General features: G+C 69.7%; 12 protein-coding genes. 5 read left to right on the top strand and 7 right to left on the bottom strand.

Features of this window, described 5'->3' with window-relative positions; all coding sequences use genetic code 11:
• Positions 1-275: 275 nt before the first annotated feature.
• Both lnt and ACWEWT_RS27895 read right to left on the bottom strand, forming a co-directional pair.
• Entirely contained in the window at positions 276-1,943 is a 1,668-nt protein-coding gene (gene lnt, locus ACWEWT_RS27900; RefSeq protein WP_452563333.1) for an apolipoprotein N-acyltransferase, read from the bottom strand.
• A gap of 29 nt (positions 1,944-1,972) precedes the next feature.
• Positions 1,973-3,571, bottom strand: coding sequence for an amidohydrolase (locus ACWEWT_RS27895; RefSeq protein ID WP_452563332.1), 1,599 nt, complete (start codon positions 3,569-3,571; stop codon positions 1,973-1,975).
• Between the two features lie 122 nt (positions 3,572-3,693).
• On the opposite strand from ACWEWT_RS27895, the gene ACWEWT_RS27890 reads away from it, so the two are divergent.
• On the top strand, positions 3,694-4,095 hold the full coding sequence (locus ACWEWT_RS27890) for a PPOX class F420-dependent oxidoreductase (RefSeq protein ID WP_452563330.1): 402 nt from the start codon (positions 3,694-3,696) through the stop codon (positions 4,093-4,095).
• A 223-nt stretch (positions 4,096-4,318) separates the two neighbouring features.
• Here the strand turns inward: ACWEWT_RS27890 and ACWEWT_RS27885 are convergent, their stop codons facing one another.
• On the bottom strand, positions 4,319-5,038 hold the full coding sequence (locus ACWEWT_RS27885; RefSeq protein ID WP_452563328.1) for a glyoxalase: 720 nt from the start codon (positions 5,036-5,038) through the stop codon (positions 4,319-4,321).
• Between the two features lie 103 nt (positions 5,039-5,141).
• Between ACWEWT_RS27885 and ACWEWT_RS27880 the strand changes: the two genes are divergently transcribed.
• Positions 5,142-5,696, top strand: coding sequence for a PadR family transcriptional regulator (locus tag ACWEWT_RS27880; protein ID WP_452563326.1), 555 nt, complete (start codon positions 5,142-5,144; stop codon positions 5,694-5,696).
• A 176-nt stretch (positions 5,697-5,872) separates the two neighbouring features.
• Here ACWEWT_RS27880 and ACWEWT_RS27875 read toward each other — a convergent pair whose 3' ends face one another.
• From ACWEWT_RS27875 to ACWEWT_RS27865, 3 genes are all read right to left on the bottom strand, one after another.
• Positions 5,873-6,394: an FxsA family protein gene (locus tag ACWEWT_RS27875; RefSeq protein ID WP_452563325.1), complete on the bottom strand. Its 522-nt coding sequence runs from the start codon at positions 6,392-6,394 to the stop codon at positions 5,873-5,875.
• A gap of 241 nt (positions 6,395-6,635) precedes the next feature.
• A complete protein-coding gene (locus ACWEWT_RS27870; RefSeq protein ID WP_452563323.1) occupies positions 6,636-7,295 on the bottom strand; it encodes a response regulator in 660 nt (219 codons plus the stop codon).
• A 27-nt stretch (positions 7,296-7,322) separates the two neighbouring features.
• On the bottom strand, positions 7,323-8,492 hold the full coding sequence (locus tag ACWEWT_RS27865) for a sensor histidine kinase (RefSeq protein ID WP_452563321.1): 1,170 nt from the start codon (positions 8,490-8,492) through the stop codon (positions 7,323-7,325).
• Between the two features lie 102 nt (positions 8,493-8,594).
• On the opposite strand from ACWEWT_RS27865, the gene ACWEWT_RS27860 reads away from it, so the two are divergent.
• Genes ACWEWT_RS27860 through ACWEWT_RS27850 form a run of 3 tightly spaced genes read left to right on the top strand, consistent with a single transcriptional unit; the run spans position 8,595 to position 12,345 of the window.
• Positions 8,595-9,341, top strand: coding sequence for a TSUP family transporter (locus ACWEWT_RS27860; RefSeq protein WP_452563338.1), 747 nt, complete (start codon positions 8,595-8,597; stop codon positions 9,339-9,341).
• A 50-nt stretch (positions 9,342-9,391) separates the two neighbouring features.
• The gene (locus ACWEWT_RS27855) at positions 9,392-10,945 is read left to right on the top strand and encodes a TldD/PmbA family protein (protein WP_452563319.1); all 1,554 of its coding nucleotides are present in this window, start codon (positions 9,392-9,394) and stop codon (positions 10,943-10,945) included.
• Positions 10,942-12,345, top strand: coding sequence for a metallopeptidase TldD-related protein (locus ACWEWT_RS27850; protein WP_452563317.1), 1,404 nt, complete (start codon positions 10,942-10,944; stop codon positions 12,343-12,345). Before ACWEWT_RS27855 ends, ACWEWT_RS27850 begins: the two co-directional genes overlap by 4 nt.
• A gap of 332 nt (positions 12,346-12,677) precedes the next feature.
• Here the strand turns inward: ACWEWT_RS27850 and map are convergent, their stop codons facing one another.
• Positions 12,678-13,445, bottom strand: a complete 768-nt coding sequence (gene map, locus ACWEWT_RS27845; protein ID WP_452563315.1) for a type I methionyl aminopeptidase — start codon at positions 13,443-13,445, stop codon at positions 12,678-12,680.
• Positions 13,446-13,467: the final 22 nt, after the last annotated feature.

Below are 13,467 nucleotides of genomic sequence, written 5' to 3'. Positions count from 1 at the left end.
TCACCTTGAATGGATGGCAGTCGAAACCGAATGGTTACCTGGAGCCGGAAGAGCATCGGACCACGGTGTCCGAATTCCGGCATGTTGGTCACGCCGAGACGCGGAAGATCGGTTCACTTCTCACCCGGCAGGGCCGGGCGCTGCCTAGATACTACGCACAAAGGGCCAGCATGTTTACCCCTCGCTACGAAAAAATAAACGCACTGCAAACCGAAGAACCACGAGCAGCCCAGGCGTTATCGCAGACCCGCCGGTAGCGACGAAATCCGGTTGGTTCAGCCGCCCACGGGCGCAGTGTGGGTCTCGGCCCGGCGACGACCGGCTCGCGCCCCGGCGATCGAGATCACCACACCGACCACCGTCACGAACACGGCGATCAGCTCCGGCCACGGTCCCAGCACGGTCGCCGGGGTATGCGAATCACGTAGCGGCACCTCGGCGACCAGCGCCTCGGGTACGAACAGCGCGCTCTCCTGCCGCACCGATCCGTCCGCGGCGATGATCGCGCTGACCCCCGAGGTGGCGGCCACGACCAGCGAGCGCCCGTGTTCGACCGCCCGCACCCTGGACATCGCGAGTTGCTGGTAAGTCATTTCACTGTCCCCGAAAGTCGCATTGTTCGTCGGGACCGCGAGCAATTGCGCGCCCGAGCGCAACGAATCCCGGAATGCCCGGTCGAAAGCGACCTCATAACAGGTTGCCACCCCGATTTCCGTACCTGCGGCCCGAATTGTTCCGTCACCGTGACCCGGAACGAAGTATCCGGCCCTGTCCGCATAGTCCGAAAAGAGACGAAAAAAACCACGCATCGGCAGGTATTCCCCGAAAGGCTGTACTATTTTTTTGTCGTGGCGGTCTTCCGGACCGTTTTCCGCGGTCCAGACCATTACCGAATTCGTGGTGGTCCCGTCCCCGTTGACCAGCACCGCTCCCACCAGAATCGGTGCCGAGATCCGGCGTGCCGCCGCCGAGATGAGCGCTGCCGCGTCCGGATTGCGCAACGGGTCGATATCAGAGGAATTCTCGGGCCAGATGACCACATCCGGGGCCGGAAACAGACCGGAGGTCACGTCATCGGCCAGTTGTTCGGTCCGGCGGACATGATTGTCCAGTACCGCCCGGCGCTGTGCGTTGAAGTCCAGACCCAGCCGCGGCACGCTCCCCTGGATGGCGGCTACGGTGATGGTCCGGTCCCCCTCGAGCGGACCGGGGAGAGTCGCGCCGAGCCCGGCGCCGACGGCGGCGAGCAGTACGCAGGTGGCCGCCGCGGCCGCGATCGCGATCCGCCCGCCTCGATCTCGGTCACCGGCCGCGGTAGCTCCCGTACGTCCCGTCGCGGAATCCGGCCCGCCCCGGAGGACACCCGATTCCCGGCGCAACCCGATCAGTACCGCGGCCCCGCAGGTGCCACTGAGCGCCACCGCGAAACTCACCAGCGGTGCACCGCCGTACGCGGCCAGCGGCAGGAACCAGCCGTCGGCCTGCCCGAACGCCAGCCGGCCCCACGGGAATCCACCGAACGGGAAACTGGACCGCCCCCATTCGGCGGCTGTCCAGGCCAGGGCCAGCCACAGTGGCCACCCGGGCAACCGGCCCAGTATCCGGCCCAGCACCCCGAACAGGCCCAGATACACCGCGCACGCGGTGGACAGCGCGAGCCACGGCAGCGGCCCCACGTATATCCCGGTCCACGGCAGGAGCGGCAGGAAGAAGCCGAGTCCGGCGAGGAAGCCGTAACCGAAACCGGAACGCAACCCGGTCCCGCTGCGGACGACCAGGGTCAGCAGCGCGATTCCGGCGGGGGCGAGGAACCACCACGGCCGCGGCGGGAAACTGCCGAACAGCAGTACCCCGGCGAACACCGCGGCCACCGCCCGCACCGGCACCGAGTAGCGGGTGAGCCTGTCGGCCCACCGGATCGCCGCATTGTCACCCTGATCCACTACTACATCCTGTTCCGCTCGGGCCTAGATCACGCCGTGTAGATGGTGCTGCCCCGGTGCACGGTGCGCAGGCACCGCGGCAGGTCGGTATCCGGGGTCAGCGGCGGCAGGCCGGGCACTCGTGACCGGGGGTCGGTGGACCAGCGCTGCACCGAATCGGTGGGCGCGGCGACCACCAGTTCACCGGCGTCCCATACCGCGTAGGACGCGGGCGCACCGGGAACCAGGGTCCCGGCGACCCCGTCCCGTACCCCACCCGCTCGCCAGGCGCCGCGGGTGGCGGCGGCGAAGGCGGCCCGCGGCGAGAGACCGTGCCCGGGCGTCCGGTGGTGTACTGCCGCGCGGACCGCCGACCAGGGGTCGAGGGCCGTCACCGGCGCGTCCGAGCCGATGGCCAGCGAAACCCCGGCCGCGGCCAGGGCGGCGAACGGGTTCAGGGCGGCGGCGCGGGCGGCGCCCAGGCGTTCGGCATACATTCCGTCGGACCCGCCCCAGGCAAGGTCGAACGCGGGCTGCACACTCGCGATCACCCCCCAGGCGGCGAGGGCCTCGATATGCGCCGGGTCGAGCAGCTCCGCGTGTTCCACCCGGTGGCCGCGGGCAGCGACGGCCGGGCCGCCCAATTCGGCGACGACCTGACCGAATCCGGCCACGACCGCGTCGAGCGCGCCGTCACCGATCGCGTGGAAGCCGGCCTGGATACCCGCTTCGGTACAGGCCCGCACATGGGCGGCGATATCGGCGGCATCGAGATAGGAGACGCCGGTCCCGGCGTCGTCGGTATAGGAATCCCGCAGCCAGGCGGTATGCGAGCCGATCGACCCGTCGACGAACAGGTCGCCGGCCAGCCCGTGCGCACCGAGTTCGGACAGCAGGGCACGCGCCTGGTCCGCGGTGCGTACCGCCTCGCCCCAGTAGGCCCGCACCTGCACGCCGTGCTCGAAGGCGAGCAGCTCGCGCAGATCGGTCTCGCCCTCTATATCGGGGCCCGCGCATTCATGGACCACCGCTACGCCGTGCGCCGCCGCGGCGTCCAGCGCGGTCCGCCGCGCGGCATCGCGCTGTTCCCGGGTGAGCCGGGCGCGAGCGGCGGTCCGCACCAGATGGTGGGCGGCCGCCCGAACCGGCTCGCCCGGGGTGAAGCCGAACGCGGAACGCAATCCGGGCACTTCGTCCAGCAGCGCCGAGGAGGCCACGGCCGAATGCGCGTCCACCCGCGCCAGATAGACCGCCTGCCCGGGCCGGGCGGCGGCATCCACTTCGGCGACCGTCGGCGGCCGGCTCTCCGGCCAGCGGGTCTCGTCCCAGCCGTCGGCCAGGATCGCGCCACCGGGATTCCGGGCGGCGTATTCGGCGACCAGTTCCAGGCAGTGGGCGAGTGAAACCGCCGCGGACAGATCGAGGCCCGACAGCTGCAGACCGAGTGCGGTGGTGTGCAGATGGGGTTCCACGAACGCGGGGGTCACGAAGGCACCGTCGAGTTCGACGACCTCGGCGGCCGGATGCAGCGCGCGGCCCACATGGTCGGCGCCGAGCCATACGACGACCCCGTCGGTCACCGCCAGGGCGGTGGCATCGGGCGAACTCGAACTGTAGATCCGGCCTCCGACCAGCAGCTGCGTACTCACGGGTGTCCAGTCTGCCGCACCGTCGTGCGGGTCGCGCGGTCCGGTCCCGCCCCGGTACGCCGGTAGCGGTCGGCCCCGGCGCCGGATCGCCCGCCGGTCCCCCGCGAATTACGCTGCCTTCCATGACCAACACGCTCGGTGCGGTCGGCGCCGCCGACTATGTTCTGCTCACCACCTTCCGTAAGGACGGCACCCCGGTGCCGACGCCGCTGTGGGCGGTGGCCGAGGACGACAAGCTCTATGTCTGGACCGTCACCGACAGCTGGAAGGTGAAGCGACTGCGGCGCAATCCGGAGGTGACCCTGCAGCCCTGCGATTACAAGGGCACGCCCCGGGGTGAGATCGTCCACGGCACCGGTCGCGTACTCGACGCCGACGGCGGTGCCCGGGTACGCCGTCTGATCCGCCGCAAATACCGGCTGACCGGTCCACTGGTGGTGTTCGGCAGCACGCTGCGCCGCGGGAAGTCGGGCACCGTCGGCATCGAGATCACGCCGCGCACCGAATCGGCCGCCGCGGAGTGACAGCAGCCTGCCGGTGGTGAATCGCGGGATTTTCCGGGTAGCCCGAGGGCCCCGATCCCGTCCGGTGGGCGACCGTTGCCCCGCGGGATCCGCGAAATCCGGGCCGGGCGAGCGAACAGCACCGGCATTCGGTGGGCGGACAGCCCCCGCTGAGCCGAGGTCACGACCGCGGTGCGGCGACCGGGCAGGCGCAAGTACTCCGGCAGCGGCCCAGCACGGCAGATCATTCGGCCGGTGACCGCAACCACTCTTCGAGATCATCCGCCGCGCCGAGTTCGGCGGCCAGTTCCGCGCGCTCGGACCCGGTCAGTTCGAGTGCCGCCAGATCGGCCCGGCGCTCGGCGGCCCGGCCCGGATTGCCGCGCGCGATCGCCAGTTCGGCCAGTGCGGCGAGGGCTCGCGCCCGGTCCAGTGCACCGGCCTGCGCGCCGTGCCGGCGCAGCCCGGATTCGAGCGCGCGTTCGGCGGCCTTGTCATCGTTCTTGAAATCACGCAGGATCCGGACGTTGTCGAGCACCTTGGCCAGTCCCGACAGTTCCGCCGAGCCGCCGTATTCGAGGCCCTCCGGTTCGTCCCGCTGTATATACGTCACCCAGTTGCCGTCCGGGTCGATCACGCTGAACCTGGTCTGCCCCGGCCGGAAACGGGTGATCCGGCCCGGTCCCTGCGCCGGGATCCGGCCGAAGCGCTCCCGTAGCGCCGCACTGAAGGCGCGGTGGCGCCGTGCGGCATCCTCCACCATGACCAGGCATCCGGTCTGCCCCTCTGTCGGCTGCCCCGCAGGTGCGTCGGTGAAGTGGAGTGCACAGTCGTGGGCGCTGATCGCGCCGTATGTATAGGGCCTCGTCTGCTCGTAGGTGACCGCGTACCCGAGCGCCCCGTAGAAATCGAGAGTGCGCGCCAGATCGTGGGTGGGCAGGACCGGTACCGCGGTATCTCCCATGAGATTCCTTCCATTAGTCAAATTTGACTACACAAATTAGGCCGTGCGGGGCCAGGAAGTCAAATTTGACTACCGTACTGTTCCGATGACAGGAGGAGTGACGATGGCGGCGGTACGGTTGCTGGTTCTCGGGGTGGCACGGCGGCAGCAGCCGACCCACGGTTACGCGGTACGCCGCGAGCTGCTCGCCTGGCGTGCCGATACCTGGACCAATGTGCAGCCCGGTTCGATCTATCACGCCGTCAAACAGCTCACCCAGGAAGGCAAGCTCCGCACCCTGGGCACCGAGGACGGCGGCCGCGGGCCGGGCCGGACCTTGTTCGAACTGACCGCGACCGGCGAGGCGGAGTTCCTGGAACGGATGGACGAAGCGCTGACCAGCGTGGATATGGAGGAACTCGGTGCCGGAATCGCGTTCATGGACGCGCTACCGCGCGACCGTGTGATCGCGAAACTGCGCGAACAACGGGACAACAGTCGCGCGGTCCGCGACGACCTGATGGCCATGATCGGCGACTATCCGGGCCGCCACGAACCGCCGCACGCCACCGATCTGCTCGAACTGTGGAGCGGTGTCTTCGACAACCTCACCGGCTGGACCGCCGGGGTGCTCGCCCGTTTGGAACGAGGCGAGTACCGCATGGCCGACGATTCGTAGGCCGACCGTCGAACCGCATCGCTACTGCGGGCGGAATCGCCGACGGGACGCGTGACGCAGCGGATCGGCTGCGCGGCCCGGCGCCCGGGTGCGGTGTGGTCACCGATTCCGCTGTGGCTCCGCCGCTTTCCGATACCGTCCTGCTCGGCAGAGTCACCGATCCGCTACGAGAACGGTCACTGGGCCGGCTCACCCTGATTCCGCTGCTCCGTCGCGGCCGGACGCAGTTCCAGGGCCGTGGCCGATTTCGGCCGCTCGTCGGTGTACCACTCGCTCACCACGACACCGTCGACGATATCGGCGTCCACCACGGTGGGCCGATACGGCGCGGTAGCGGCGATCTTCGCGACCCGCCGCGCGGCCAGGGCGGACAGCACCGGCCGGAACAGGGCGCGAGTCGGCGGGAGCAGCATCAGCAGCCCCAGCACCGAGGTGACCAGGCCGGGTACGAACATCAGCAGGCTGCCCAGACCCACCAGCGCACCGTCGGCGACCGCGGCGCCGGGGGTGATCTCGCCACGGGAGGCACGGCGGAACTGTTCACCCACCCGCCGCCACTGTGATCCGAGCAACAGCATTCCGGCGGCGGAGCTGGCGATCAGCAGCAGAATCGCGGGGACCGCGCCGAGCCAGGCGACGGCGGCGGTGAACGCGGCGATCTCGACGACGAGGTAAACGAGGAAACCTAGGACGGGCATGAGCGAACCTTTCGGGTCGGACTGTTCGTACAACGAACGAGATGTCCGATATGCTCCCGAACCGCTGCGACCCGGGTCCACGGCTGGTCACCGGACCCGCGTGCACCGCCTCCGACGACCGGACGTCCCGGGCGCCCGGCGCAACCGGAGGCCCCGGACACCATGTTCTCCGGCACGGCCCACCACCCGGACCGCACTCCCCTGCTCCGGTCCGAACCCACGGCCCGGCCATCCCGGACGCTCAGCCGCCCGGCCGCACCAGCCCGGTTTCGTACGCCAGCACCACCGCCTGTACCCGGTCGCGCAGACCCAGTTTGGTCAATACCCGGCCGACATGGGTCTTCACCGTCGCTTCGGACAGGAACAACTCGCCGGCGATCTCGGCGTTGGAGCGGCCGGCCGCGATCTGTTCGAGCACCTCGCGCTCCCGGGCGGTCAGCACCTCGAGTATCCCGGGATCGCGCGAGGGCGCCGGCTCTTCGGCGATCAGCCGGTCGAGCAGCCGTTTGGTCACCTTCGGCGACACCACCGCGTCCCCGGCCGCGACACTGCGGATGGCCGAGATCAGATCCTCGGGCGGGGTGTCCTTGAGCAGGAAACCGCTCGCGCCGGCGCGTAGCGCGCCCAGCGCGTGTTCGTCGAGATCGAAGGTCGTCATCACCAGGACCCGGGTGCCGTGATCGGCCTCGAGGATCCGCCCGGTCGCGGTGACTCCGTCCACCACCGGCATCCGGACATCCATGAGCACCACGTCGGGGATCAGTTCGGCGGCGCGGGCCACTGCGGCGGCACCGTTGTCGGCCTCGCCCACCACTTCGATATCGGGATGCGCGCCGAGCACCATCTTCAGTCCTACGCGCATGAGTTCCTGGTCGTCCACAACGAGCACGGTGATCGGCACGGAGTCCAATGTAGTGGCGGGCGCCGCCTACTCCTGCTCCGGTGTGGACAGCGGAATCCGCGCGTACACCCGCCAGGCACCGTCGGGCCGGCGCCCGGCCTCGAGGCTGCCGCCGAGCACCGCCATCCGCTCCCGCATACCGGCCAGGCCCAGTCCGCTGCCCTGGATCCGGTCCTCCGGCCGCACCGGTACGCCGCCGGAGTCGGTGACCTCCACCTCGATGTGGTCGGCCCGGCGGCGTACCCGCACCCATGCCTTGGGGTGGGCACCGGCGTGGCGGAGGGTGTTGGTGAGTGCCTCCTGCACGATGCGATGCGTACCCAGACTGATCTCGGGCGCGACGCCGTCCAGTTCACCCGACAGTTCCAGTTCGACCGCCAGGCCGGCGTCGCGCATCAGTTGCACCACTGCGGCGAGCCCCGCCGTACCGTGCTGGGGCACTTCGTCGGGTGCGTGTTCGGTGCGGAGCAACGCGACGGTGCGGCGGAGTTCGCGGAGCGCCTCGCGCCCGGTTCCGGCAATGGTGACCAGCGCCTGTTCCGTGGTGTCCGGATCGGTGCGCAGGGCGAAACGCGCACCGTCGGCCTGCACGATCATCACGCTCACCGCGTGCGCGACCACATCGTGGAGTTCGCGGGCGATGCGGGTGCGCTCGGCCGAGACCGCGTCGTGTGCGCGGCGTTCCCGGTCGGAATCGGAGACAGCGAGCCGGGCCGCGACCTCGGCGTCGTAGGCGCGGCGCGCCCCGGTGAACTCCCCCAGTGCCCAGCACAGCGCGAAGAACACGGCGACGAAGGCCCCGTCACCGGCCTTGAATCCACTCACCAACGCCATCCCGTAGGCCGTATCGGCCACCAGCGCCAGCACGTACCAGAACCCGACGCGGCGACCGACGTAGGCCACCAGCGTGTACAGCATGATCCCGTGGCCGAGCAGCGCGGCGTGCACCGTGGGATCACCGACGATGTAGCCGATGGTGCTGGCGCAGAACGACAGCGCCATGAACGTCACCGCCATCGCCCGCGGGTAGATCCGGCGCAGTGCGATCGGCAGCGGGATGAGCACCGAGAACACCAGGAAGGCGGGGAGGTTGGTGCTGTCCCGGGCCACCGCGAGGTCGAGGAGCAGCAGCATCACCGCGAGAACGGAATCGGCGACGACGGGGTTGTCTCGGAGCCACAAGCTGAACCGGCGCACCCGCCCAGCCTAGGAGGAAGGCCGCGGTGGGATGCGCAAGCGGGTGATCCGAACCCGCAGACCGTCTGGTTTCCTGAGCGGGTGGATACGACCGACTGGCTGATGCTCCTACCGGCCGCGGCCGCCGCCGGCTGGGTGGACGCCGTGGTGGGCGGTGGTGGACTGATCGTGCTGCCGACCCTGCTGCTGGTGGCGCCCGGCCTGGCCCCACAGACGGCGCTGGGCACCAACAAGCTGTCGGCGGTCGCGGGTACTGCCGCGGCGGCGGCCACCTTCGCCCGGAAAGTCCCGATCCAGTGGCGGCTGCTGATACCCGCCGCGGTACTGGCGGCGGCTACCGCGGCGGCCGGTGCGGCCGCGGTGGCGCTGATCGACCGGGAGCTGTTCATCCCGATCGTGCTGGTGGTGCTGATCGGTGTGGCGATCTTCGTGACGGCCCGGCCGTCGATCGGGATCACCCTGGCCACCCATCCCCCGTCGCGGCGCAAGGTCGTCCTGGTAGTGGGTCTGGCCGCCGGTCTGATCGGCGCCTACGACGGGTTGCTGGGGCCGGGCACCGGAACGTTTCTCATCATCACGTTCGCCACCCTGCTCGGTACCGAGTTCGTCCGGGCGGCCGCGATGGCGAAGGTGATCAACTGTGGCTCGAATATCGGGGCGCTGATCTATTTCGGTTCCACCGGTCATGTGCTGTGGGCGCTGGGCGGGGCGATGGCACTGGCCAATATCGCAGGTGCGGTGGTGGGCTCGCGGATGGCCCTGGACCGGGGCGCGGAGTTCGTACGCGTGGTGTTGCTGGTGGTCGTGGTGGCGATGGTGATCCGGTTGGGCTGGCAGCAGTTCGGCTGAGTACCGGGCGCACCGCCCGTGATCCGCCGGGGCGGACTAAGTTGTGCAGGGTGACGGCGACAACCACCGAATCGGGCGGCCTACCGTCCGGGCACGATATCGATCCGGAGTTCGCGAACCTGCCGTTGGCAGCGCTGGCGGAGGCGGCACTCTCGGCGGCCCGCGCCGCCGGCGCCGAACATGCCGATCTGCGAGTACACCGGTTGTGTACGCAGACACTGCGATTGCGCGACGGTCGGGTGGAGGCACTCACCGATACCGTCGAGCTCGGGTTCGCGGTTCGCGTCATCGTGGACGGGACCTGGGGTTTCGCCTCACACGCGGCGTTGACCCCCGCGACCGCCGCCGAGGTAGCGCGTTCGGCGGTGGCCGTGGCGACCACCCTTCGCGCGCTGAACCGGGAACGTGTCGAACTCGCCGACGAGCCTCGCTACGAGAACGCGCGCTGGATCTCCGACTATCGGATCGATCCGTTCGCTGTCGCCGCCGCGGACAAGGTGGCACTGCTACAGGACTATTCGGGCCGGCTCACCGCCGCCGACGGTGTCGATCATGTGACCGCGACCCTGCTCCAGGTCAAAGAACAGACCTATTACGCGGACACCGCGGGCTCCTCGATCATCCAGCAGCGGGTGCGCCTGGAACCGCAACTGGAAGCGATCACCGTCGATACGGCCTCGGGCGCCTTCGAGACCATGCGGACCCTGGCGCCGCCGGTCGGCCGGGGCTGGGAGTACGTCACCGGCGCCGACCGCACCTGGGACTGGGATACCGAACTGGCGCGGATCCCGGAATGGCTCGCCGAGAAGGTGAAGGCACCGACCGTCACGGCGGGGCCGACCGATCTGGTGATCGATCCGACGAATCTCTGGCTCACCATCCACGAATCCATCGGTCACGCCACCGAGTACGACCGTGCGATCGGTTACGAATCCGCCTACGCCGGAACCTCGTTCGCGACCCCCGACCTGCTGGGCTCCCTGCGCTACGGCACCCCGATCATGCATGTCACCGCCGACCGGGTGCAGCCGCACGGGCTGGCGACCGTCGGTTACGACGATGAGGGAGTGGCCGGTCAGCGCTGGGATCTGGTGCGCGACGGAGTGCTGGTGGGATACCAGCTCGACCGGGTCTTCGCGCCGCGGCTGGGTCTGGACCGTTCCAACGGCTGTTCCTACGCCGATTCCCCCCATCATGTGCCGATCCAGCGAATGGCCAATGTATCGTTGCAACCCGATCCCGCCGCCGACACCAGTACGGCTGAGCTGATCTCGCGGGTCTCCGACGGCATCTACATCGTCGGCGACAAGAGCTGGTCGATCGATATGCAGCGCTACAACTTCCAGTTCACCGGCCAGCGCTTCTTCCGGATCCGCAACGGCGAACTCGACGGACAGTTGCGCGATGTGGCCTATCAGGCGACCACCACGGATTTCTGGGGTTCGATGGAAGCGGTCGGCGGTCCGTCGACCTGGCAGCTGGGCGGCGCGTTCAACTGCGGTAAGGCCCAGCCCGGCCAGGTCGCCGCGGTCAGTCACGGCTGCCCGTCGGTGCTGGTGCGCGGAGTGAACGTACTCAACACCCGGACGGAGGCAGGGCGATGACGGTGATCGGTGCGGGCGTACTACCCGCGGGCACGGTGGTCGAACGGGCCCTCGCCGCGTCGCGGGCCGACGAGGCGATCGTCATCGTCACCGACGAATACGAGGCGTCGCTGCGCTGGGCCGGAAACTCCATGACCACGAACGGCGCATCCGTATCGCGGCGCTGGTCGGTGATCGCGGTGTTCCGGGAGGGTCCGCGCGCGGCGCGCGTCGGCAGCGTGGCCTCGACCAGTGTCGACCCGGCCGATATCGAGGGCGTGGTGCGGGCCGCCGAAGCGGCAGCCCGGTCCGCCGAGCCGGCGCGCGACGCGATGCCCCTGCTGGACGCGGATTCGGTACCCGCGGAACCGGATTGGGAACAGGCTCCGGCCACCACCGGTATCGAGGTGTTCACCGGGCTCGCCGCCGATCTGTCCACCGGTTTCGACGGCGCCGACCGCCTCTACGGATTCGCGCACCACCAGGTGCAGACCACCTGGCTCGGGACCTCCACCGGTATTCGGCGCCGCTACACCCAGCCCACCGGGTCGGTGGAGATCAACGGTAAACGTGGGGACGGCGCGGAACTGGCCAGCGCCTGGGTCGGTGCGGGCACCACCGATTTCACCGATCTGGACACTCCGGGCCTGCTCGCGGAACTGTCCCGGCGGCTGGACTGGTCGGCGCGCCGAGTGGATCTGCCCGCCGGACGCTACGAAACGCTGCTGCCGCCGTCGGCGGTCGCCGATCTGCTGATCTACATGTACTGGTCGATGGAGGGCCGGGGGGCGCAGGAGGGCCACACCGCTTTCGCCGCCGCAGGTGGTACCCGGGTCGGCGAGAAACTCACCGATATCCCGCTGACGCTCTTCTCCGACCCGGCGGCACCCGGTTTGCAGTGCCTGCCCTTCGTGGCCACGCAGGCCTCGTCGGAGACGGTATCGGTATTCGACAACGGCCTGCCCGCGCGGCGGGTGGACTGGTTGCGCGACGGGGCGATAGCCGATCTGGTGTACCCCCGGGCGCTCGCCGCCGACTACGGCACCGAACCGACGGTCCAGGTGCAGAACCTGCTGCTCACCGGCGGTTCCGCTGCGACGCTGGACGATATGATCGCCCGGACCGAGCGCGGTCTGCTGCTGACCACGCTCTGGTACATCCGCGAAGTGGACCCGGCGACCCTACTGCTCACCGGCCTCACCCGCGACGGGGTGTATCTGGTCGAGAACGGCGAGGTCACCGGAGCGGTGAACAATTTCCGGTTCAACGAGAGCCCGCTGGACCTGCTGCGCCGGGTCACCGAGGCCGGGGCCACCGAACTCACGCTGCCGCGGGAATGGAAGGACTGGTTCACCCGTACCGCCATGCCGCCGCTGCGGATCCCCGATTTCCACATGTCGTCGGTGAGCCGGGCGACCTGAGCCCGGACCGACGAGCCGGCCGGGCGACACAGATACCGATCCCGCCCGACGGCGTCCGGGTCCATCGGGCGCGGTTCCGGGCCCGCGGGCTGCCGAGCCGGAGTCCACGCGATGTGGTCTTCCGGCGAATACCGTGCGCCGGACCTCGGCCTCATCGCAGTGAACCGGCTGAGCACCGAGTTCGGCACCAGCGCCTGCCACGGTCCCTGTCGGCGGGCATCCGCCCGGCGGCCACACTCGGAGCAGCCGACTGCCCGCCGGAGCGTACGGTGCCGTGCTCCCCGGCGACCACCTGTCGCGACCGGCCCGCAGTGTGCCCCTCCGCCGGGCCGTCACGCTGCCGCGGTGAGCACCCGGGGACCGGCGGCGGTGATCGCGACGGTGTGCTCGGAATGGGCCGTGCGGGAGCCGTCGGCGGAGCGGATGGTCCAGCCGTCCGGGTCCGTGACGATCCGGTCGGTGGTCGCGGCGAACCACGGTTCCAGGGCGAGGGTGAGCCCGGGCCGCAACCGGAAACCCCGGCCCGCGCGCCCGGCATTGGCGACGTGCGGATCCTCGTGCATCGTCCGGCCGAGGCCGTGACCACCGAATTCGGTGTTCACCGGATAGCCGTGGGCGGCGGCGACCGCGGAGATGGCCGCCGAGATATCACCGATCCGGTTACCGGGACGGGCGGCCTCGATCGCCGCCGCCAGGGCTTCCTCGGTCGCCCGTACGAGGCGCAGATCCGCGGCGGCGGCGGTGCCGACGATAACCGTGGTTGCCGCGTCGGCGACCCAGCCGTCGATGCTCAGAGCCAGGTCCGCGGTCAGCACATCACCGTCGCGCAGGGCGTAGTCGAAGGGCAGACCGTGCAGAACGGCATCGTTGACCGATAGGCAGACCGTATTGCGGAACGGGCCGCGCCCGAACGAGGGCGCGTAATCCCAGTAGCACGATACGGCGCCGCGCTGCCGGATCCGTTCGCGCACGATCATCTCCAGGTCCAGCAGGTTCACCCCCACTGCCGCGACCGCGCGCAACTCCGCCAGGATCTCGGCCACGAACGCCCCCGCCACGCGCATCCGCTCGATCTCCGCGGGCGATTTCAACTCCACCATGACAACCTCCACCGTCGTCGGT

Source organism: Nocardia sp. NPDC003963 (assembly GCF_053605105.1).
Note: the sequence above shows the minus strand (reverse complement) of the source record. Positions and strands in the feature narration are given on the sequence as shown.